This window comes from Bacillus sp. BS1807G30, assembly GCF_040047675.1.
GTDB classification, from domain to species: domain Bacteria; phylum Bacillota; class Bacilli; order Bacillales; family Bacillaceae; genus Bacillus; species Bacillus altitudinis.
Map to the genome: position 1 here is coordinate 2,230,849 of NZ_CP157353.1, position 21,356 is coordinate 2,252,204.

General features: G+C 40.8%; 25 protein-coding genes. 7 read left to right on the forward strand and 18 right to left on the reverse strand.

The genetic code is table 11. The features are described from left to right. Positions 1-49 precede the first annotated feature (49 nt). On the reverse strand, positions 50-199 hold the full coding sequence (gene rpmG / locus ABG082_RS11490; protein ID WP_008360061.1) for a 50S ribosomal protein L33: 150 nt from the start codon (positions 197-199) through the stop codon (positions 50-52). Positions 200-650: 451 nt separating this feature from the next. Here rpmG and ABG082_RS11495 point away from each other — a divergent pair, with 451 nt between their 5' ends. Then, entirely contained in the window at positions 651-998 is a 348-nt protein-coding gene (locus ABG082_RS11495) for a hypothetical protein (protein WP_003217285.1), read from the forward strand. After that, positions 995-1,495, forward strand: coding sequence for an endolytic transglycosylase MltG (locus ABG082_RS11500; RefSeq protein WP_008342335.1), 501 nt, complete (start codon positions 995-997; stop codon positions 1,493-1,495). The genes ABG082_RS11495 and ABG082_RS11500 overlap by 4 nt, the downstream gene beginning before the upstream one ends. Before the next feature lie 44 nt (positions 1,496-1,539). On the opposite strand, the gene pstB (ABG082_RS11505) is transcribed toward ABG082_RS11500, so the two are convergent. The 9 genes from pstB (ABG082_RS11505) to ABG082_RS11545 form a co-directional block, all read right to left on the reverse strand. Beyond that, positions 1,540-2,322 carry a phosphate ABC transporter ATP-binding protein PstB gene (gene pstB, locus ABG082_RS11505; protein ID WP_017367606.1) on the reverse strand — a complete coding sequence of 261 codons (783 nt, stop codon included), beginning with the start codon at positions 2,320-2,322 and terminating at the stop codon, positions 1,540-1,542. A 15-nt stretch (positions 2,323-2,337) separates the two neighbouring features. Beyond that, complete coding sequence (gene pstB, locus ABG082_RS11510) at positions 2,338-3,141, reverse strand: phosphate ABC transporter ATP-binding protein PstB (RefSeq protein WP_197077750.1); 804 nt, start codon at positions 3,139-3,141, stop codon at positions 2,338-2,340. Positions 3,142-3,173: 32 nt separating this feature from the next. After that, the gene (gene pstA / locus ABG082_RS11515) at positions 3,174-4,058 is read right to left on the reverse strand and encodes a phosphate ABC transporter permease PstA (RefSeq protein ID WP_007501259.1); all 885 of its coding nucleotides are present in this window, start codon (positions 4,056-4,058) and stop codon (positions 3,174-3,176) included. Next, positions 4,058-4,984, reverse strand: a complete 927-nt coding sequence (pstC, locus tag ABG082_RS11520; RefSeq protein ID WP_017357999.1) for a phosphate ABC transporter permease subunit PstC — start codon at positions 4,982-4,984, stop codon at positions 4,058-4,060. Before pstC ends, pstA begins: the two co-directional genes overlap by 1 nt. A 79-nt stretch (positions 4,985-5,063) precedes the next feature. Further along, complete coding sequence (locus ABG082_RS11525; RefSeq protein WP_017367609.1) at positions 5,064-5,981, reverse strand: phosphate ABC transporter substrate-binding protein; 918 nt, start codon at positions 5,979-5,981, stop codon at positions 5,064-5,066. A 214-nt stretch (positions 5,982-6,195) separates the two neighbouring features. Continuing rightward, positions 6,196-8,331 (reverse strand): penicillin-binding protein 2, encoded by a 2,136-nt coding sequence (locus tag ABG082_RS11530; protein WP_017358000.1) that lies wholly within the window; start codon positions 8,329-8,331, stop codon positions 6,196-6,198. A 122-nt stretch (positions 8,332-8,453) separates the two neighbouring features. Next, on the reverse strand, positions 8,454-9,740 hold the full coding sequence (locus ABG082_RS11535; RefSeq protein ID WP_348936109.1) for an MFS transporter: 1,287 nt from the start codon (positions 9,738-9,740) through the stop codon (positions 8,454-8,456). A 123-nt stretch (positions 9,741-9,863) separates the two neighbouring features. Further along, entirely contained in the window at positions 9,864-10,472 is a 609-nt protein-coding gene (sodA, locus tag ABG082_RS11540; RefSeq protein ID WP_007501264.1) for a superoxide dismutase SodA, read from the reverse strand. A gap of 183 nt (positions 10,473-10,655) precedes the next feature. Further along, positions 10,656-11,141, reverse strand: coding sequence for a DUF456 domain-containing protein (locus ABG082_RS11545; RefSeq protein WP_348936110.1), 486 nt, complete (start codon positions 11,139-11,141; stop codon positions 10,656-10,658). 143 nt (positions 11,142-11,284) lie between these two features. Between ABG082_RS11545 and ABG082_RS11550 the strand changes: the two genes are divergently transcribed. Continuing rightward, on the forward strand, positions 11,285-12,037 hold the full coding sequence (locus ABG082_RS11550) for a DUF1189 domain-containing protein (protein ID WP_217815940.1): 753 nt from the start codon (positions 11,285-11,287) through the stop codon (positions 12,035-12,037). A 236-nt stretch (positions 12,038-12,273) separates the two neighbouring features. On the opposite strand, the gene ABG082_RS11555 is transcribed toward ABG082_RS11550, so the two are convergent. Further along, a complete protein-coding gene (locus ABG082_RS11555; RefSeq protein WP_050827411.1) occupies positions 12,274-12,819 on the reverse strand; it encodes a GNAT family protein in 546 nt (181 codons plus the stop codon). Between the two features lie 184 nt (positions 12,820-13,003). Between ABG082_RS11555 and ABG082_RS11560 the strand changes: the two genes are divergently transcribed. Together ABG082_RS11560 and ispG are read left to right on the forward strand one after the other, a co-directional pair. After that, entirely contained in the window at positions 13,004-13,306 is a 303-nt protein-coding gene (locus tag ABG082_RS11560; protein ID WP_348936111.1) for a hypothetical protein, read from the forward strand. Between the two features lie 106 nt (positions 13,307-13,412). Further along, on the forward strand, positions 13,413-14,528 hold the full coding sequence (gene ispG, locus ABG082_RS11565; protein ID WP_008342357.1) for a flavodoxin-dependent (E)-4-hydroxy-3-methylbut-2-enyl-diphosphate synthase: 1,116 nt from the start codon (positions 13,413-13,415) through the stop codon (positions 14,526-14,528). 48 nt (positions 14,529-14,576) lie between these two features. On the opposite strand, the gene ABG082_RS11570 is transcribed toward ispG, so the two are convergent. After that, entirely contained in the window at positions 14,577-14,939 is a 363-nt protein-coding gene (locus ABG082_RS11570) for a DUF308 domain-containing protein (RefSeq protein WP_008342359.1), read from the reverse strand. A 139-nt stretch (positions 14,940-15,078) separates the two neighbouring features. Between ABG082_RS11570 and ABG082_RS11575 the strand changes: the two genes are divergently transcribed. Then, positions 15,079-15,657: a hypothetical protein gene (locus ABG082_RS11575; protein ID WP_348936112.1), complete on the forward strand. Its 579-nt coding sequence runs from the start codon at positions 15,079-15,081 to the stop codon at positions 15,655-15,657. A gap of 233 nt (positions 15,658-15,890) precedes the next feature. Here the strand turns inward: ABG082_RS11575 and ABG082_RS11580 are convergent, their stop codons facing one another. The 5 genes from ABG082_RS11580 to ABG082_RS11600 all read right to left on the reverse strand — a co-directional run bounded on the left by ABG082_RS11580 (position 15,891) and on the right by ABG082_RS11600 (position 20,010). Continuing rightward, the gene (locus tag ABG082_RS11580; protein ID WP_348936113.1) at positions 15,891-16,808 is read right to left on the reverse strand and encodes an ROK family protein; all 918 of its coding nucleotides are present in this window, start codon (positions 16,806-16,808) and stop codon (positions 15,891-15,893) included. A 141-nt stretch (positions 16,809-16,949) separates the two neighbouring features. After that, positions 16,950-17,378, reverse strand: a complete 429-nt coding sequence (locus ABG082_RS11585; protein ID WP_003217433.1) for a Fur family transcriptional regulator — start codon at positions 17,376-17,378, stop codon at positions 16,950-16,952. Then, complete coding sequence (locus ABG082_RS11590; RefSeq protein ID WP_348936114.1) at positions 17,356-18,216, reverse strand: metal ABC transporter permease; 861 nt, start codon at positions 18,214-18,216, stop codon at positions 17,356-17,358. Before ABG082_RS11590 ends, ABG082_RS11585 begins: the two co-directional genes overlap by 23 nt. Beyond that, complete coding sequence (locus tag ABG082_RS11595) at positions 18,216-18,992, reverse strand: ABC transporter ATP-binding protein (protein WP_008342368.1); 777 nt, start codon at positions 18,990-18,992, stop codon at positions 18,216-18,218. The genes ABG082_RS11590 and ABG082_RS11595 overlap by 1 nt, the downstream gene beginning before the upstream one ends. A 136-nt stretch (positions 18,993-19,128) precedes the next feature. Further along, a complete protein-coding gene (locus tag ABG082_RS11600) occupies positions 19,129-20,010 on the reverse strand; it encodes a YitT family protein (RefSeq protein WP_007501276.1) in 882 nt (293 codons plus the stop codon). Positions 20,011-20,150: 140 nt separating this feature from the next. Between ABG082_RS11600 and ABG082_RS11605 the strand changes: the two genes are divergently transcribed. Then, the gene (locus ABG082_RS11605; RefSeq protein ID WP_008342377.1) at positions 20,151-20,405 is read left to right on the forward strand and encodes a DUF2624 domain-containing protein; all 255 of its coding nucleotides are present in this window, start codon (positions 20,151-20,153) and stop codon (positions 20,403-20,405) included. Between the two features lie 49 nt (positions 20,406-20,454). On the opposite strand, the gene ABG082_RS11610 is transcribed toward ABG082_RS11605, so the two are convergent. Then, a complete protein-coding gene (locus ABG082_RS11610; RefSeq protein ID WP_017358005.1) occupies positions 20,455-21,348 on the reverse strand; it encodes a deoxyribonuclease IV in 894 nt (297 codons plus the stop codon). Between the last annotated feature and the right edge of the window lie 8 nt (positions 21,349-21,356).

Sequence of the window (21,356 nt, forward strand, 5' to 3'; positions counted from 1 at the left end):
ACAGGTTCATCTCCCATCATAAAAAAACAGCAGGAAAATTCCCTGCTGCTTACTTTGTTTCACGATGTAAAGTTTGTTTTTTATCACGTGAGCAATACTTTTTGAATTCAACGCGATCTGGATTGTTTCGCTTATTCTTTTTAGTAATATAGTTACGCTCACCGCATTCAGTGCAAGCTAGAGTAATATTTACGCGCATGTTTTTCCCTCCAAACTAAAATCAATTCACATTCAGACCTAACTATAATACCACTTCTAGCTAAGGAATGCTAGAATGTTTTTTCACCAATTTCATTTTTCAATGCATTCCACCCGCATCCTGATCCATATTGTCTGGTCATGTGATGAAAAATCGCCTTCTCCCCTATAAAAACACGTTCTTTGTCGTACTGTATACATGAGAACCCCCTCTTTGTTCCACAGCTTTTTTTCATCTGATCCGTCTTCTTTTATTTTAACAGCGGGCAAGGTTTTCATACTCGGTTTCCCTATAAAAAGAAAAATGATGAAAAAAAGGTGATTTTTTCAGCAATTCCTTTTGAAACTAGCTTTTTTATGGTATAAAAAAGAAGGGTCGAAAACTGTCTGAAACAAACATGAGAGCCTTTTTTGGCTTTCAGCATTAAAATATGAATAAAAGGTGATGAAACATGGAAATTGCAATTATCGGATTGCTTGTTGTCAGTATTGTACTGATCGCATTCTCATATTTTCAAAGAGAGCCGATTAAAGAAGTCGAACAAGAACTTGAAACACTTCAACTATCTGCAATGCAAGAAATCTATAAACTGAAAAAGAAAATGAAGGTTCTTGAAGAAGAATTGCTTGAAACAAACATCGTTGTCCGCAAGCATTCAGAAATTGATCCATCTATTGCAAGACAAATCATTTCAAAGCACCAAAATGGCATGTCTCCTGAGGCCATTGCGCGCGCTGAGCATGTATCTGTAGAAGATGTGAACATGATCATTAAAGACAACGAGAGGGTGCTTGTATGACGAAAAAAAGCATCCAAACGTTTGCAGCAGGTATGATTCTTGCAACTGGTGTTCTGGCGATCGTCTTTTTCCTTACTGGAAAAGATGAAGCGGCAGCTGATTCTACAACAAAAGAAACCCTCGCAGCGAAAGTGACAGACACTGACGTGAAAAATTACTTAGACTCTAAAAAAGAAGTCTCCGTCAGCCGTGAAACATATCAACAACTTCTTGATTATAAAGAAAAAGCGCTGAAAGCAAATGAAGACGGCGATTCTCAGAACGATAAACAAACAACGGACAAGCCAAAAGGCAAAACGGTTAAATTCGTGATTAAAAACGGTATGAGCACAAGTGATGTTTCAGACATGCTTGAAAAGGACGGAATCATCAACTCGTCTAAAGATTTTAATGATTACGTGATAGACGCAGGCTACCATAAAGAAATTCGTGCCGGCAAATTCAATTTAAAAACAGGTATGACATTCAAACAAATTGTCAAAGCCTTAACAAAATAACATCAAAAACCCCCTGGCGGCATTGACCTCCAGGGGGTTTTTGATTATCCAAATCGTCCTGATATATAATCATTTGTTCTTTGATCATTTGGCTCTGAGAACATCACATTCGTATCATTGACCTCAACAAGCTCGCCCATCAAGAAGAACGCTGTTCGGTCGGATACCCTTGCCGCTTGCTGCATATTATGCGTCACAATGGCAATCGTATATTTCTCTTTCAGTTTCATGATTAATTCTTCAATCTTTAATGTTGAAACAGGATCAAGCGCAGATGTTGGTTCATCCATTAATAGAATATCTGGGCTTGTGGCAATGGCTCTTGCGATACAAAGACGCTGCTGCTGACCGCCGGAAAGACCTAATGCAGGCGCACTTAATCGATCTTTCACTTCATCCCAAAGGGCAACATCACGAAGCGCTTTTTCAGCGATTTCTTTCAATTGCTGCTTGCTCTTCACCCCGTGAATTCTTGGTCCATAGACGACATTATCAAAAATAGATTGAGGGAATGGGTTTCCTTTTTGAAAGACCATCCCGACGTTTTTACGCAGTTCCACTAGATCGACACGGCCTTTTAAAATATTGTCACCATTATACATCATATCCCCGGTGATTTTCACACCTGGCACTGTTTTGACCATGAGATTTAAGGTCTTTATAAATGTTGACTTTCCGCAGCCGGACGGACCGATAATCGCTGTGACCTCATGCTCTTTAATGTCTAAATCAATATGCTTCAGTGCGTGATGCTGACCGTACCAAAGGTTCATATCATTCACACGAAACACTTCTTTTTTGGCTGTTTCAGTTGCTACTGCATTCATCAAAATCCACCCGCCTTATCCGAATCGACCATTAATATAGTCTTCTGTTTTTTGCTGCTCAGGACGTGTAAAGATACGTTCAGTCGCATCGTATTCCACTAGATCACCGTTCAGGAAAAAGGCTGTATGATCAGATACACGTAACGCTTGCTGCATATTGTGTGTGACAATGACAATCGAATAATCATGTTTCAATTCCGATAATAGCTCTTCAATTTTTGCATTTGAGATCGGGTCTAAGGCAGAAGCCGGTTCATCTAATAAAAGCACGCTAGGTTTCATCGCAAGGGTACGTGCAATACAGAGACGCTGCTGCTGGCCACCTGATAATGATAAGGCAGAGCGGTGCAAACGATCTTTGACCTCATCCCATAGCGCTGCCTTTGTTAAGCTTTCTTCTACCGCATCATCAAGCACTGATTTTCTTTTTTCACCCGCATATTTTAGCGCATGCGTAATGTTGTTGTAGATAGATTTAGGAAATGGATTTGGCTTTTGGAAGACCATCCCGATTTCTCTTCTTAAATTCACCACATTAATACGGTCATCCAAAATATTTAACCCTTCGTACATGATCGCCCCTTCACTTCGTGCACCTGGAATCAGGTCGTTCATGCGGTTAATACTGCGTAAAAAAGTCGATTTTCCGCACCCTGATGGGCCGATTAGTGCAGTGATTGCATTTTTTTCAATTTCAAATGAAATTTGATTGACCGCTCTTTTTTCACCATAATAAATACTTAAATCCTGCACCTGTAGAATCTGTTCCGCTTGAAGTGGAGCCTTTTTTGCTGCAATCTCTTTTTTTTCTGCTAGCATTTGAACCATATCCCCTTCACACCTCTCACTATTTATTTTGACGTAAGCTTCTTATGAATAAATGAACCAAGCCATCTAGCTGCTAAGTTGAATACTAATACAGAGAGCACAAGTACGGCTGATGCACCATTTGCAATGGCCTCTGCATCTGGAATAATCCCCTGTGTATTGACGTTCCATATATGAACGGCTAATGTTTCTGCCGGTCTAAAAATATTCAGTGGTGACGTATCGGAGAAAGGACTCCAGTTTGTAAAATCAAGACGCGGTGTTGAAAGACCTGCTGTGAAAAGAAGAGCAGCCGCCTCACCGAAAACTCTTCCCGATGCTAAAATCGCTCCTGTAATAATGGATGGAATCGCACCTGGGATCAGAACCGTCTTCACTGTATGCCACTTTGTCACACCGAGCGCAAGCGATGCTTCCTTTTGATCCTTCGGTACAGATCGAAGTGCATCTTCTGTCACCCTGACCATCACTGGCAGATTAAAGACAGTCAGCGCAAGGGCTCCTCCGATGATCGTATAGCCCCATCCTGTTAAATTAACAAACATCAGCAAACCAAACATACCGATGACGATCGATGGCAGAGACGATAACACTTCAATACATGTACGAATAAAATCAGTCACTTTGTTTTGAGGTGCATATTCTGCCATGTACACCCCACCGCCCACGCCAAGAGGCACAGTAAACAGCATCGTAATAAATAGAATGTAAAACGAGTTAAACAGCTGATCCCTGATACCGCCGCCAGAGCCAATCGCACTTGAGCGGGTAGTCAAAAAGTCAAAATTTAATTCTTTGGCACCGTTGAAGATGATATAAGAAAACAAGCCAACAAGTATCGCCGTAATAATGGCGGCACATAATCCAAAAACAATTGTGGCAAAACGATCGGTCATTTTGCTATTCATTAAATCTTCCTCCTAGATGACAAGTATCTGATAATGAGTATGAACATAAATGATACAACTAGAAGGACAAGTCCCATTGACCAAAGTGTATTGTTTTCAACACTTCCATACGTTGTATGTCCCATGTTTAACGTAATAATGGTTGTTAATGTACCAGCTGTGTCCATAATACTTTCTGGTAGATTACGCGTGTTTCCAATGACCATCTGAACGGCAAGGGCTTCTCCAAATGCTCTTGCCATTCCAAGCACGACCGCTGTCATTAATGTCGGCAGCGCTGCCGGTACAAGAACACGTCTGATCGTTTGCCATCTTGTTGCGCCTAGTGCATACGATCCCTCACGTAAACTTTTTGGAAGTGAAGCCATTGCATCAGTTGCAATGGATGTAACAGTCGGCAAAATCATAATAGACAGGACAATCGTTCCTGCTAAAACACTGTGCCCTGAACCGCTTGACTTGAAGTGTCCAATAAACGGCACCAATACTGTAAGACCTATGAATCCGTAAACAACGGATGGAATCCCTACAAGCAGTTCAATCACTGGCTGGAGAATTTTTCGTCCCCATGCAGGTGCAATTTCTGTCATAAAGATCGCTCCTGCGATGCCTAGCGGTGCTGCTATGAGTGCTGATAGAAGCGTGACAGCGATTGATCCAAAGATAAATGGAAATGCGCCGTATTGCGGATTTTCTGCTGTAGGGTTCCAATTGATACTGGTTAAGAACTCAATTGGGCTTACACCATTTACGATGAAAGATTGTAAACCCTTAATGCCAAGGAAGATTGTGATGGCAATTGATACAGCAATCATTAAGAATGCGCAAAATTTCACCAAAATACTTCCTCTTACTTCATCCATTTGCCTATTTTTTTTCGAGCTGATCAGTCGATCGCTCGCTTCTGTATGTTCTATCTGTTTCATCTTTTTCTACACTCCTATGAATGTCATAAAAGGAAAAGTGAAAAGCTCCACTTTTCCTTCATCATCAATTCAAGACCTTTTACTTATCTGTTTGTTTGCCTGTTGCGTCTCTTTCTACTTTCATATTAGAGACTGAGATGTAGCCTTGGTCTTTAACGATTTCTTTTTGTACTTCGTCACTCATCAAGTAATCTAAAAATTGTTTTGCTAAACCTTCTGGCTCACCTTTTGTATAAGAGTGCTCGTATGCCCAAATTGTATATTTACCGCTTTCTACATTGCTTTCTTCTGGTTTCACACCATCAATGCTAAGCGGTGTAATTTTGTCATCTGTTAAATAAGAGAATGCTAGGTACCCAATCGCACCTGGTGTTTCTGCAATCAACTTTTTCACTGTGTTTGAAGAATCCTCTGTGATTCCTTCTGCAGGTGTCGCACCGTCAAGTGCATATTTCACAAATGTTGCACGAGTTCCTGATGAGTCAGGTCTGTTCACAAGTGTGATTTTTTGGTCTTTCCCGCCAAGCTCTTTCCAGTTTTTGATTTTACCAGTGAAGATTTTTTTCAATTCGTCCTTTGTGATGTCTTTGACACCAACTTCAGGGTTAACAGCTGCAGCCATTCCAACAACTGCTACTTTGTGGTCTTTTAAAGCTTTTGCGTCGATTCCGTCTTTCTCTTCTGCGAATACATCTGAGTTACCAATTTGTACAGATCCTTCTGATACTTGAGAAAGTCCTGTTCCTGAACCGCCGGCTTGTACTTGAATATCGGCTTTTGGATGTTTATCCATGAATTTTTCTGCTGCCGCAAGAACTAAAGGCTGCATCGCAGATGATCCTGAGATGGTAATGGAACCTGATGCCTCATCTTTGTTTGAAGCATTTCCTTTACTGTCTTTTGAATCTCCGCTTGAGCTGCTGTTTCCGCATGCTGTGACGAATGCTAACAATGCGATAGTAAGGAAAGTAAGCAGCCATAATTTGTTCTTTTTCATTTCAAGAATACCCCCTGAATAATTTGTCCTACGAGTAATACATTAAAGGTTCTTTATTAATTTCGTTTAAATGGAATGTTAAGGTTTTGTAAATGTCGAAGATTTGTAGAGAAATTGCGGGGTTTTTTATGATTTTTGTCAATTTATATCGAAAAGTTTGAAGAAAATATAAAAAAACGCCCACAAAAAGTGAGCGTTTTTACCTAGAATAGGTCTAGTTATTTGTTTCTGCTTCATTTTCAATTTTGTTTTTGTTCTTCGCTTGCGTGTCGTTGCTTTCCTGTTTCGATTTCAGTTCAAAGTACTTGTCTAATACTTGTTCACCAATATCATTTGTAATCGGATAGCGCTGGTTGTAATCTTGATACACCCAAGGCACGACAACTGAAATCGCTACTTCTGGATTATCAGCAGGCGCATACGCAACAAGTGTTGTGTTATACGTCGGTGTGCCTCGTTTGCTTTTAATCGGGCCGTCATAGAATGATTGAGCGGTCCCTGTTTTGCCAGCTGGATTGTATTTTTTGTTGCCAAAGTTCGAATATGCTGTCCCTCTTGGGTTCTGCATCACAAGCTTGAATCCTTGCTGTACGCGTTTGATCTCATCACTTGTCATATCGAGCTTATTCAGTACATCCGGCTTGACGGACTCCGTTACAGCCCCAATGCCTCTTTGCGGATCTGGCTCTCTCACTTCTTTTACGAGCTGAGGACGTAAACGATAGCCACCATTGGCAATCGTTGAAACGTATTGCGCCATTTGTAGCGGTGTAAACGTGTCATATTGTCCAATCGCATAGTCAAGTAAAAGACCGGATTGTGTAGACGTTCCACGATAGCCAGTTGCTTCGTTTGGCAGGTCAATACCTGTCTCAACTCCAAGACCAAATTTACTAAAATTGTAACGGAACGTATCAAACGCCTTTGTATCAATTGGGAGCGGCTGATTCTTACGATATTCCCCTTTCCCGATTGCAATCGCTGTTTTAAACATATACACGTTTGATGAACGTTCTAGTGCGGTTAAATCATTAATGAGTCCCATATTTTGATAGGATTTTTTCGGCGGTGACTGAGCGATATAGAGCGGTTCATCGTATTGGGTGCTTCCAATGTGAAGGACGCCTGTTTTATAACCTGTCAGCACAGTTGCCCCTTTTACTGCTGATCCCATCGCATATGATGATGTCATCGTTCCTAGTGCATAGTCATCAAATTTGTATGTCCCATTCTTATTGGTAATCTGTTTACCCGCAATCGAGAGCACTTCCCCATTTCTCGGGTCCATCATGACAACAAACGCACGATCAAGAAGTTCTGTGCCGCCTCTTTGCTTCGCACTTTTCAAGTTCTTTTCGATGATTTTTTCCACCGCTTTTTGCAGCTGAATATCAATCGTCAGCACAAGGTCTTTCCCGCTCTTTCCTTCTGTTAACACTTTAGAGCTTGTGACATTGCCTTCTTTATCCGTTGTACTTTGTTCTTTTTCTTTTTGACCTTGTAGCACATCTTCATATTGATATTCAAGATAGCTTTTTCCTACACGATCATTTCGGCTGTAGCCGAGTGATAGATAATGTTCAAGCAGAGACGACGGAAGACCTTCATCACTTGAAGACACACTGCCGAGCATACTGCGGAGCAGTCCTTTATAAGGATAGCTGCGTGACCAGTCTGTTGTGACATCTACACCTGGCAGCTCGTCCAAATGCTCAGAGACGTAAGCAATTTCACTTGGTTTTACATCTTCATTTTTAATGAATTGAGGCGTAAGTGCATACCCTGCATCCATTTGTCTTTTAATCGCAAGCACTTGCAAATCTTTTTTCGTCAGTTGATTTAATTCCTTGTCTGTGATGCGTTTCAGCTGGAGCTCGTATAGTTTATCATCAGAGACCTTATCGTCACCCTTTAAATCGGCTTCTTTTTGAACAAGCTTCTTCGCTTCATTCGGATGGGTTAAGATCCAGAAATCTTTTTTATCACGATCTGTGATTTTCTTCGTACTTACGTGAATCATATCCGCTAATTTTGTTGCCACTTTGAGCCGCTCTTCTTGTGAAGTCGTCGAGGTTCTCGTATATGTAATGGCATTTAGCGCTTTATTGCTGACAATCGTGTTATAGTTTCGATCATAAATTTTTCCGCGCGGAGCAGATGAGCTGACATTCACGTCTTCTTGTTTTTCTGCCTGCTTTTTATAATCTTCTCCATTCACAATCTGCACAAAACCGAGTCTGACCACAACACCGGTAAAAATAATGAACGCAGCTAAAAATAATAAATTCAGCCGGATCGGAAGTGTTTTGCGCCCTTCCTTCGCGTCTTTTTTGTTTTTCTTGTTTCTCATCACATCACCTTTTCTATCAAGAAAGAAATGGCACCCCTTTTTGTGTATAAAAGGTGCCATCATCATTTTAGCGGTTTTTCTATCATTTATCTAGAAATTTGATGTTCCATTGGTAAGAAATTTTACCTTTCTCCCTTCATAAGGTTCGTTTGAGAAACAGGCTTTTGACCGTCAGCCTCTTCTATATCAGCTGTTTTCTCTTTTAAATGAATGTCCTTTACAAAATAATAAATAAGGGTGTGCCCCGCTCCGAGTACGACAAGTGAAGCAGGAATCCCAAGCCGATCGCCCAGTAAGGTGACAGATAAAAGAAAAAAGACAATCGAACAAATACGCCCTGCATTTAAAAATAGTTCTCTGACGACAATATATTCAATTCGGGCTTTTCTTGCATATCTGGCATGACCGATGACATCGTAAGTTAAAGAGACATACGGAACAAGCAGAAGCGGGTAGCCGATCGCAATGGCTACTGCGTACATAAGCAGTGATACATAGGACAAGTGAAAGACGATTAAAAATAAAGCGCCGTATAAAATAAGCCCGCCAAGCATAATCGCTTTTTTGCGCCATTTTTTCTTAATCAAACGGGTAGCAAAAAAATAGGCAAAAAAGGCAACACCTGAATTGACTAGACCAAATGTGCCTAAAGCAAGCTCACTGTTTGTTGCAATAAACACAAAGACACTGATTAAAAAGACAAACACGCCTTCACGGAGCCCCTGAAAAAAGTGAGCAGTTGTGATCTTACGCCAATTCTCGTCCGCATGGCGCTCTTTCCAAATTTGCTTAATGATAAATTTTCCTTTTGATTGTCTCCTCTTGAGGAAAAAACTCATCACAACCGCTAGTGAAAACAAAAAAAGCGATAAAGTGAAAATCACTGTATAGCCTGTATCATCCGTTAATTGAGAAATCACAATTCCTGCAATGAGCGGCCCGATCATACCGGCTGTAGAGGTAAGCACTCCTAAAAATCCATTAAAGAAATCCCTTGTTTCAGGTTCAGTAATCTCAAAAGTGAGCACGTTAAAGGCAAGCCAGTAAAAACCATAGCCGATTCCAAGCACACTGCCTAATAACACGAGCCGAGCTGCCGCTTGCTCTCCTGCTATGAGAACAATTAAGTAAAAAGCGGCTAAGAAGATGACACCGAAACGAAGGACAAATGCACGATCTATTTTTTTAGCGAGCCGTCCAGCAAATAAAAAGGTAATGGGCTGAAGGACAACAATTGCCAAGTTATAAATCGCAAGGTCTGTAAATCGCCCAGACTGTTTCCATAAATACACGTTCACAAACGTATTCGAAAGCGCAATCGCAAGTGCGTATAATCCGCCAATCGTGAGGAGGAGCAATAAATCTCTTGTGACATCCATGTCCCCGAACATTTTCTTTAATCTGCTCATATCATTCATTCTCCTTTTCTACACAATAGTCTGTCTCATCAAAAGGCAGATATGTAAAAAAAGGAGGGAAAATATAAAAAGACCCGCTCTCAGAGAGAAGCAGGTCTTTTCAAATCAAATCATTTATTTAGCTTCGCTGTAAAGGCGAGCCACTTCATCCCAGTTCACAACATTCCAGAATGCTGAAATGTAATCAGGACGACGGTTTTGGTAGTTTAGGTAGTAAGCATGCTCCCAAACGTCTAGTCCTAGGATTGGTGTTTTTCCTTCAGTTAAAGGAGAATCTTGGTTTGGTGTGCTTGTGATTTCAAGTTTGCCATTGTTCACAACAAGCCATGCCCAACCAGAACCAAAGCGTCCTGCAGCTGCTGCAGCGAAATCAGATTTGAATTTTTCAAATCCGCCTAATTCTTTTTCGATCGCATCTGCAAGTTCACCAGTTGGTGCGCCGCCACCGTTTGGTGAAAGAAGCGTCCAGAATAATGAGTGGTTCGCATGTCCTCCGCCATTGTTACGTACAGCTGTACGAATGTTTTCAGGCACAGAGTTCAAGTTAGCCACTAGCTCTTCAATTGATTGATCTTCAAGAGCTGATACACCTTCAATTGCTTTGTTTAAGTTTGTTACATAAGTGTTATGGTGTTTTGTGTGGTGAATCGTCATTGTTTCCTTGTCGATATGTGGTTCTAATGCATCGTAAGCATATGGTAATTCTGGAAGTTTAAAAGCCATGGTTAAATTCCTCCTTAGAAATGTATGTACTGAAATGCTTCCTTAGTAAGCAAGCAATTCACCCTAATCAAAGAGTATCAAAAGAAACGGCTTGTTTCAACGTTATTGCTCATGATCTGAAACATTTCAGTGTTTATTTTGTATTTAACCCTTCTGAAAGAGTGTTAAACACCGATTTTCCATTTAGCGAAGCACATAAAACAAAAAGATTCCCAGCATCAGTGCTTGAATCAACCCTTTTGCAAATACGCCTGACACAAAACCAATTAATGAGCCAAGCCCAACTTTCACACTTGTCTTCAGATCTTTTTGATGAACGAGCAGCTCTGCGATGACACTGCCGATAAATGGACCAATGATAATTCCAGCAATCGGAATCACAAAAGGACCGGCTAAAAGCCCAATGGTACTTCCCCAAATGGCCACCCGGCTGCCGCCAAAGCGTTTCACCCCAATCAAATTGGAGACATAATCCGCGGCAAATAACACAGCTGTAAACATGGCTTGAATGAGCCAAAAGGTGAGCGTCAATTTCTCAAAGCTAAAAAAGAGCCCATATAAAATAAACCCAAGAACCATGAAAACCACACTAGGAATGATTGGATAGACAAGTCCCACAAACGCAATGATAAATGCACAGCCGATCAAAACCCAATATAGCACGTCCAATCCGCAGCCGCCTCCTTTTTATATGCTGTATACATTATGCCTCATTCCTTCTATCTTAACCAGCAATGAAGGCCGTACTTGTACTGGATGGATAGACATTGATACAATGTGAGAAATAGAAAAGAATGTAGGAAGTGAATCGGTTGAACGTATTTAGTTTATTGTTAAAAGGAATTTATTCACCAAAAGATATTGCCAGAGCACGTTTTACTGGGATTGGAAAGGCCATTTTATTCATCTTTATCCTTTCGATCATCGCAGCTGTCCCCCAGGGCTATCATATGAGCAAAGAGATTTCAAATGCGATGTCAGGATTTCAGCATGTGATAAAAAAAGATTTACCCGACTTTTCCATTGAAAAAGGAACGCTTCAAGCGGATCAAAGCACGCCGATAGAAAAAGAAGAAAACGGCATCACGATTATCTTTGATCCCGCTGAAAAAATAAAATCAAGTGAGCTTGAATCAAAACAAACAGCCATTGCGTTATTGAAAGAAAAAGCAGTGATCGCCATTGACGGACAAATGACAGATATTCCATACCAGCTGCTTGGCGGAACACTCACAAAAGATGAACTTGCCAGCGTCACAAACCAGAATCAAGCGATCATTATCCCTGTCATTTGTGTCCTGCTGTACCTATCTACTGCTGCTCTCATGTTCATCAGCGCAACATTCCTAGCCATGCTTGGTACATTTATTAAACGAATGCAGCAAAAAGAGATGTCCTTTCAAATGCTTTGGAAGCTCTCTGCCTATTCACTCACATTAACAACCGTCTTTTTCGCCATCATGAGTGCGTTAAACACGCCGGTTGCGAACTCATTTTTATTAAATTGGGTGATTAACTTTATTTTCTTATATCTTGTCGTTAAAGAAATACCTGCAAAAAAATAAGCTCTCTCATTTTGAGGAGCTTTCAGATTGTTGACAAAGGGCTAAAATGTTGTTGATTTTAGCCCTTTGTCTTCTTTTCAGCGTGATAGAAAACCTTTGCAGTCTAGGAAGGACGAGCACTGGCACGGAGCGAATTTGTCATTCGTGAGTACCAGCGCGCAGGACTGACAAAGAATGCGAGGGTTTGTCTACACGCTGTAAGCTCCCTCATTTTGGGGAGCTTTTTTGTTTTGACCCTATGACTCATCTGGATGGATGATCGCAAACAAATAGTGATCCTCCCACTTATCATTGATCTTTACTTTTTTACGATGAAGTCCCTCATTTTCAAACCCTGTCTTCTCAAGCACACGAATGGAACCAATGTTAGATGGTTTTACGCCAGCCTCAATACGGTGAAGGTACAGTTCATAAAAGGCATAATCGATAATCAAACGAATCGCCTCTGTCATATACCCCTTCCCGCCTTGCCTTTCATCCAGCACATATCCAAGCAAAGCCCCTTGAATCGGTCCTCTTTCAACAGAATGGAGTGAGATCGTTCCAATTAATGCATCTGTTTCATTTAAGAAAATACCGTGCATGTAGGCTTCATCTTTTGCACGCCTTTGCATACTGCGGTTAATCCGTTCCTTTTGACGAGGTACAGTAAAAAAATCATCCTGAACCAAAGGTGTAAATTGCTGAAAATAGGTGCGATTCTCTCGTTCAAGTGTTAATAGAGCTTCTGCATCACTTTCTGTTAGTGTTCTTACATATATATTCTGACTGATTTTCTTCATATACTCTCCCCCTTTTTTTATTTTATCATAATAAAGAAAGCGCTTCGGCTTATCAAAGATTTTTCCGATTACAAGTCATACTAGAACTCACTAGAACCACCCTTCCTAGCTTTTTCACTCTTTTTGTTCTATCAACTCAGGGACATGCATAATCTGAAGTAAACTCTTAAAAGCGGTGAGTAAAATGCGGCGAATTATTTTTTTACTAGTCAGTTTGTTTGTCCTCTTTATTATCTTTTTTGATTTGAAAAATGGAACGATCCCCGTTCAGGAAGGCCCTTCTGTTCCCGCCAGCGCCTTTCAAACAGCTGATAAACAGGCATATAAAACTGTCACTGTTAAACAAGGTCAAACCGTCGTCTCTATCGTACATACAAGTAAGCCATTAGATGAAGTGATCGAAGACTTTGAAGCACTGAATAAAGGCGTCAAAGCGAACGAAATTCGGGCAGGCAGCACATACAAGTTTCCGGTCTATAAGAGATAAAACGTTAATTCCTTGTCATTCATACGAAGAGACTGTTACAATATGAGATGTAAAACACGTCGTACACTGCAAACGAATTGCATGTACACTAAGGAGCGATTGACAAGTGAGTGAAGTCACACATCGTACAAAAACGCGTCCCGTCAAAGTGGGACCTTTAACTATAGGTGGAAACAATGAAGTCGTCATTCAAAGTATGGCGACAACCAAAACACATGATGTCGAAGCGACAGTAGCTGAAATTAAACGTTTAGAAGAAGCTGGCTGTCAAATCGTGCGTGTCGCATGCCCAGATGAGCGTGCAGCAAATGCGATTGCGGACATTAAAAAACAAATCAACATTCCCCTTGTTGTCGACATTCATTTTGACTACAAGCTTGCACTGAAAGCGATTGAAGCAGGTGCAGACAAAATTCGTATCAACCCAGGAAACATCGGAAGACGAGAAAAAGTCGAAGCTGTTGTGAAAGCTGCAAAAGAAAAAGGCATTCCAATTCGTATTGGGGTAAACGCCGGTTCGCTCGAGAAAAAGATTCTTGATAAATACGGCTATCCAACAGCAGATGGTATGGTTGAAAGTGCACTGCATCACATTAAAATTTTAGAAGACCTAGACTTTCATGACATCATTGTCAGTATGAAAGCATCTGATGTAAACCTTGCGATTGAGGCATACGAAAAAGCAGCAAAAGCCTTTGATTATCCTCTTCATCTTGGGATTACAGAATCAGGTACGTTATTTGCAGGTACGGTCAAAAGTGCAGCTGGTCTTGGCGCAATCTTGAATATGGGGATTGGTAACACACTCCGTATTTCATTAAGTGCTGACCCGGTCGAAGAGGTCAAAGTGGCACGTGAATTATTAAAATCATTTGGTCTTGCATCAAATGCAGCAACACTCATCTCTTGTCCAACTTGTGGACGAATTGAAATTGACCTCATTAGCATTGCAAATGAAGTCGAAGAATATATTTCTAAAATTAAAGCACCAATTAAAGTAGCTGTTCTCGGATGTGCTGTAAACGGTCCGGGTGAAGCGCGTGAAGCTGATATCGGCATCGCTGGTGCTAGAGGTGAAGGCCTCTTATTCCGCAAAGGTGAAATTGTTCGGAAAGTACCAGAAGAAACAATGGTCGAAGAACTGAAAAAAGAAATCGATAAAATCGCTGAAGAACATTATGCGAAAATGGAAGCTGAAAAAGCAAAACAAGCGAACGCATAACAAAGAACGCCTGACATCACTGTCAGGCGTTTTTCTGTTCCTGTCCTGTTAAAAGAACGGGGTGATAAAGATGCCGAGGATGACGGAAACGATTCCGATCCCGATTGACCATGCGCCAAGCGCATGTGCTCCTTTTCTTCTTGCAATATAACCAACGACGATTGCCGCTACGCCTAATAGCACCGGCAAGACAAATAGTGAGATAATCGCAATCGCGAGTGCTGTATAGCCTATCCCCTTACTGCCTGAATCGTCACCTACATGGTCACGTTCTCTTCTGTCTTCACGATCTCTTGATGCTTGATATGGCTCTGCAATTTCAGCAGCTGTTTCCTCTAAATAGCCATCATCATTACTAAAGTGTGTGTCGATTTCACGATCATTTCTTCTGAAATCTTCGTCTCTTTCCATGATCAATTCCCCCTTTTGGTTAATAGAAAGGAGCTTTTTTAGTATGAGCAAAAATGTCTGTTTCATGTTTGCTAAAACTTGCTGGAAATGTGAATTGATTATGTTACACTTTAAGAGGATAAATATGAGGAGTGTGGGCATGTTACGTTTAGGAATTGATATCGATGGCACAGTCACGGCGCAGGACACCTTTGTCCCCTACTTAAATAAGTCGTTTCAATGTGACATCACACTAGATGATATGACGGAATATGATTTGACGAAGCTTTTAAAGATTTCAAATGAAGAATTTTGGGGCTGGATGAATGAGTATGAGCCTCTTATTTATAAACAGGCAAAGCCTGCCGAGGGTGCAAAAGAAATCCTCAATCAAATGAAACATCATCATCAATTGATTTATATCACAGCCAGAAGGCAGCATCACTCAGACATCACCTACAAATGGTTTGAGGAGAATCATGTCCATTATGACGACATCGAGCTTGTTGGCGGACATCATAAGGTGGCAGCTGTTCAAAAACATAAGATCGATGTGTTTTTTGAAGATCACCATGGCAATGCCACAATGATTGCAAAAGAAGCTGACATTCCAGTTATTCTGTTTAACTCACCGTATAATCAAATGCCAATTGATGAACGGATCATCCGTGTTAATAACTGGCAAGAAGCATCCCAATGGATCAAACAGTATGAAAAGCGTCTGCAAACTGCTTACTAAAACAGATCAAAAGCCGATACGTTTTTAATGTATCGGCTTCAGATTGTTGACAAAGGGCTAAAATGAACTTTATTTTAGCCCTTTGTCTTCGTTTCAGCGTGATAGAAAACCTTTGCCTTTGCAGCCCTAGGAAGGACGAGTACTGGAGCGGAGCGAATTTGACATTCGTGAGCACCGGAACGCAGGACTGACAAAGAATGCGAGGGTTTGTCTACACGCTGAAGCCGATACGTTTAATGTATCGGCTTTTGGATTGTACGATAATGTCCTTCTTTTATTAAAAAATGGTAGAGTGCACCCATCATGCCTGCCTGATTGAAGTAGTAGCACGTTTCCAGTGTCACCTGTATGTTTTTCCATGCATGCAAAGTATGTAAATGTTTCTCAATGTTTGGAATCAAATCGGGCCTTGCACTCACGCCCCCGCCAATGAGGATTTTCTCTGGATTGAGAACTGTTGCCACATTGTAAATGCCAATTGCGATTCGCTTGTACCACTGATCGATCATCTTCTCAATGGCCGGATCTTGCTTGGCTTTTTCAAAGATTTCTTGACCGTCGATTTGCTGACTTTGTGGAATTCCCTGCTGCTCTTTGTAGCTTCGTATCAATCCAGCTGTGGAAGCACTGCTGTTGAGTGTCGTAAACTGACCGTTTTCTGTTTCTGTCAGCATCATGCCAAATTCACCGCCGCGAAAAGAGGCACCGCGAACAAGCTCTCCGCCAGCAAAAATACCGCCGCCGACACCAGTCCCAAGCGTCATACATATAAAGCTGTCACACTCTTTCGCATGACCACTAAATTTTTCAGCCAGAGCTGCACAGTTCGCATCATTTTCTACTTCTACACGAAGTGATGTTTTTTCTTCCAATAGCGTTTTGACATTTTGGCCATTTAAAGCAATAATCGCTCCTGCAAATTCCGTATAACCCGTTTGACTGTCAACAAACCCCGGAAGACTCATCGCAATCCCTTTGATATCCCAAGTCTTTTGATACTCTTTCACCACGTTCTCCATGTCCTCTAAAAACGGCTCAAGCTGCCGGCAGTTTGTTTCGTAGTCGCCGCTCGTGATCAGCTCACCATTTCGATCCATGACCCCATGCTTTGTTTTTGTCCCGCCTACATCGAATACGATATAATACGCCACTTTTGACCCCTCCCCCTATTTCTAAAGACTCAAATCTGCTTCTATAGATGATCTGTTGTTCTCATTTTAATGAAACAGCTATCCTTTGTAAAACGTTTTCAACATGACAAAACAAAAAGCCAGCCCATCGGCTGGCTTCTTTCATGAATGAACTTCCTTCGGTTCGCAAGAAGGACACGTTCCGTAAATTTCAAATTTATGTCCGCTAATGTGATAATCCTCTAGATCAGCATCAAGCTTGTCCATAGGGCAGGCGTCGATTTCCTTTGTTTTACCGCATGTCAAACAAATAAAGTGGTGATGATGATGGGAAAACGAACATTTAAAACGGAACAGTTTCTCCCCTGATAATTCCGTTGTCTCTAATATCCCAAGATCTTCATATAAAGACAGGTTTCGATAAATCGTATCAAAGCTAAGCCCTGGGTAGTCTTCACTTAATGCTGTTAATACATTTTTAGCGGTCAAGTATTTATCAGAATCAGAAAACAATTGAAGCATATCTTCACGTTTGCTTGTATATTTATAGCCTTTTTCCTTTAATAAATCAAGCGCTTCTTGTACGTTCATGATGATTCCCCCTTCTGAATTTCCCAATACTAATACACCCGATTAAAATCAAAATAGACAGCATCACAATGGTTCCACCCGGCGCTAAATCGAGATAATAACTTAAAATCAAGCCGACCATGACAGACAATTCCCCAAATAAGATGGAAAGGAAAATCGCCTGTTTAAACCCTTTGGCAATCCGAATACTTGACGCAACTGGCAGTGTCATGAGTGCGGACACTAGGAGTGTACCAACAATACGCATCGATGCTGCGATGACAAGTGCAACGACTAAAATAAAAATAAAATGAATCCACTTAGCTGAAATACCAGAAGCCTTCGCATGTTCTTCATCAAAAGAAAGCAAAAACAATTCTTTATACAAGAGCACAACCACTAATACAACGACAAGTGAGATCCCAACAATGATCCAAAGATCGAGCCTTGAAACCGCACTGACACTTCCGAACAAATAGCTGAACAAATCTGTATTAAAACCATTTGCAAGTGAAATGAAAATAACAGAGATCCCAATACCACCTGATAAAATAATGGGAATCGCCAGCTCCTGATAATGTTTATACACAGAGCGCAGACGTTCAATAAACAACGAGCCAGCCACAGAAAAAGCCATTCCTAAGTAAAGCGGGCTAACCCCTGTCAAAAGTCCAAATTTTTTATCAAGGAATAAACTTGCCGCTATCCCAGCAAGTGACACGTGACTAAGCGCATCTGCGATGAGAGAGAGCCTTCTCACGACAATAAATACACCAAGTAAGGGCGCAATAAAGCCGATCAGCATCCCTGCGATAAACGCATTTTGTAAAAATTCATAATGAAAAAATGGAAATAGCATTATTCATGTCCCCCATGATGGTGATGATCGTGATGAATCACTTGAATGTCATGCCCGTAAAACTGAGAAAGCGCCTGATCATCCATCGAATCAAACGTTTCCGCATCTCCATGAAAATGAAGTGTCTGATTTAAACAAGCCACATGCGTGACTTTGTCAGAAACGGTTCCTACATCATGTGTAACGAGAATTAAAGACATTCCTTTTTCTTTGTTCAATGTTTCTAACAGCTGATAAAAGCCTTCTACTGTTCTTTGGTCTACACCCACAGTCGGCTCATCTAAAATAAGCAGCTTCGGCTGACTGACGAGTGCACGGGCAATAAATGTACGCTGCTGCTGCCCGCCTGAAAGCTCACCAATGTTTTGGTGTTTTAAGTCCTGTATGCCAACTGAGCGGATGGCCTCATCTACTTGAAGCTTATCCTGCTTACTCATGCGTTTGAATAAACCAATCTTCGCCGTTAAACCACTTGCCACGACCTCGTATACAGAAGCAGGAAAACCTGTATTAAAGCTATTCGCCTTTTGAGAAACAAATCCAATTTGATCCCAGTCTTTAAATTTTTGAGCAGGTGTGCCAAAGAGCTTCAATTCTCCCTGCTGTGGTTTAATCAAGCCAAGCAGGCATTTTAATAAGGTTGTTTTACCAGATCCATTCGGTCCAACAAGTGCTAGAAAGTTTCCTTCCTCTACCGTTAAATGAATGTGATCGATGACATTTCGCTGTCCATATGAATACGAAATGTCCTTCATTTCAATAATTGGCTTTGCCATAAATCTTTCCACCTTTAATCCAATATAAAAAGAATGATTACGATTTATACAACAAAAAGAAAATGGCAAAAGCCATTTTCTTTGTCCATACATACATTTCATTATATAAAAGAAAGATAAAAAAGTAAAATAAAAGCTAATGAATGGCTGTTTTGAATTTACCGCCTTTTGTTTCATGCGTATCCATAATCGTAATAAAGGCTTGACCATCAATTTCAAACACAATAGATTTCAGCTTCGTAATTTCAAGTCTTGTCACGACGGCGTAAATGACATCTTTTTCTTCATCGGTATAACCGCCTTTTCCTCTAAGCTTGGTCGTTCCCCTGCCGAGACGATGAAGAATCGCATCTGAAATTTCATCATAATAATCCGAAACGATAATGACAGCTTTTGTTTCATCTAGTCCTTGAATGACAGCATCAATTGTTTTCATTGCCAAATAATATGTCATGACAGAATACATAGCTTGCTCCGGTCCGAAGACAAAGCCCGCCCAAATAAAAATGAACACATTGACGATCATGACAAACTCACCGACGGAGAAAGGAATTTTTTTCGTCAGCAGAATTCCTAAAATTTCCGTTCCGTCCATTGAGCCTCCATTCCGTATCACAAGCCCAACGCCAAACCCGAGTAACAGCCCTCCAAATACAGTAGCTAAAATCGGCTGCGTCGTAAATGCTTCTACATGATGGAGTGAAGATTCAATCACGGCCAAGCTGACAATCCCAATCACAGTGGAAATCAAGAAGGTTTTCCCAATATGTTTGTATCCTGATATCATAAATGGAATATTTAAAATGACAACAATCGTCGCAAAATTAATGAATGGGTTATCCGTAAAAAGATAATCCAAAATAAGCGAAATACCGATGATGCCTCCATCAATAATATTGTTTGGCACTAAAAATAATTCAATGCTGACTGCTGCACATGCAGCTCCTACTAGAATCAGAAAAATTCTCAAAATAAAATGAGGCACTGATTCCTTTTTATGCTGTTTACTATTTGCCATACGTTCTCCCTTCTACACATGTTTAGTTTTCAATGAACATTTTATTCACTTTACTATTTTATCATTTCACAGAGTAAAATAAAATTTTTTGCACATTTTCCGTTTTCGCCCATACATTGATACAGAGGGGAGGAATGGAATTGATTTTAATTCAAAAAATTGTGTTACAGCGTCTGAATCAGATCACAGCAAATGACTTGTTAAGGTATGCGAAACAGTACGGGGTCAGTTTAACATCCAATCAGGCTGCTGAGGTCGCCAAACTCATGAATGGGAAAAACGTCAATATTTTTAATGATGCAGAGCGCAACCGGCTGCTTAAGCAAGTGGAAGCGATTACGTCTAAACAGACAGCACAGACCGTCAATGATCTGTTTAATCAATTCACAAATTAGGCAAAAAAGGGCCGCATTTAGCGGCACCTCATCACATTGCATGCACTTTTTATTGACCCGTAATCTTATCTAGTAAACCTTCATCAAATTGCTTTTCTTTCAGCATCGCAATTTCGAATTTGTAAGGTGGTTTCTTGTTCTTTTTATCTTCACCTACATAAGGCGTTTCTAGAATCTTCGGCACATCTTGAAGCTGTGGATGATGAACGATATAGCTCAGGGCATCAAAACCAATTTCTCCAAAACCGATATTTTCATGTCGGTCTTTTCTTGCGCCTTGTACATTTTTACTATCATTAATATGAAGAACTTTGATTCGGTCGATCCCGACAATTCGATCAAATTCTTCTAATACTCCATCAAAATCACTCACAATGGGATAACCTGCATCGTGCGTGTGACACGTATCAAAGCAAACAGAAAGTGCTTCGTTATGTGTCACACCGTCAATAATTTGGGCAAGCTCTTCAAAGCTTCTTCCGCACTCTGATCCTTTTCCCGCCATTGTTTCCAGCGCAATTTGAACCTCCTGCCCCTTCACAATGACTTCATTGAGACCTTCAATGATTTTTTGAATTCCAGCATCTGCACCTGCTCCGACATGCGCACCTGGATGAAGAACAATTTGTCTTGCACCTAGCGCTTCTGTACGCTCTATCTCAGAGCGAAGGAAGTCCACTCCAAGCTCAAATGTCGCTGGATTCACTGTGTTCCCAATATTGATAATATACGGTGCATGAACGACGATATCTGTCATACCATGCTCTTTCATATGCGCTTGTCCAGCTTCAATATTGAGATCTTCAATTTTTTTACGGCGCGTATTTTGCGGTGCACCTGTATAAATCATAAAAGTATTTGAACCATAAGAGGCAGCTTCCTCACTCGCTGCAAGAAGCATATGTTTTCCGCTCATGGATACATGTGATCCAATCTTCAACAATGTGTCCC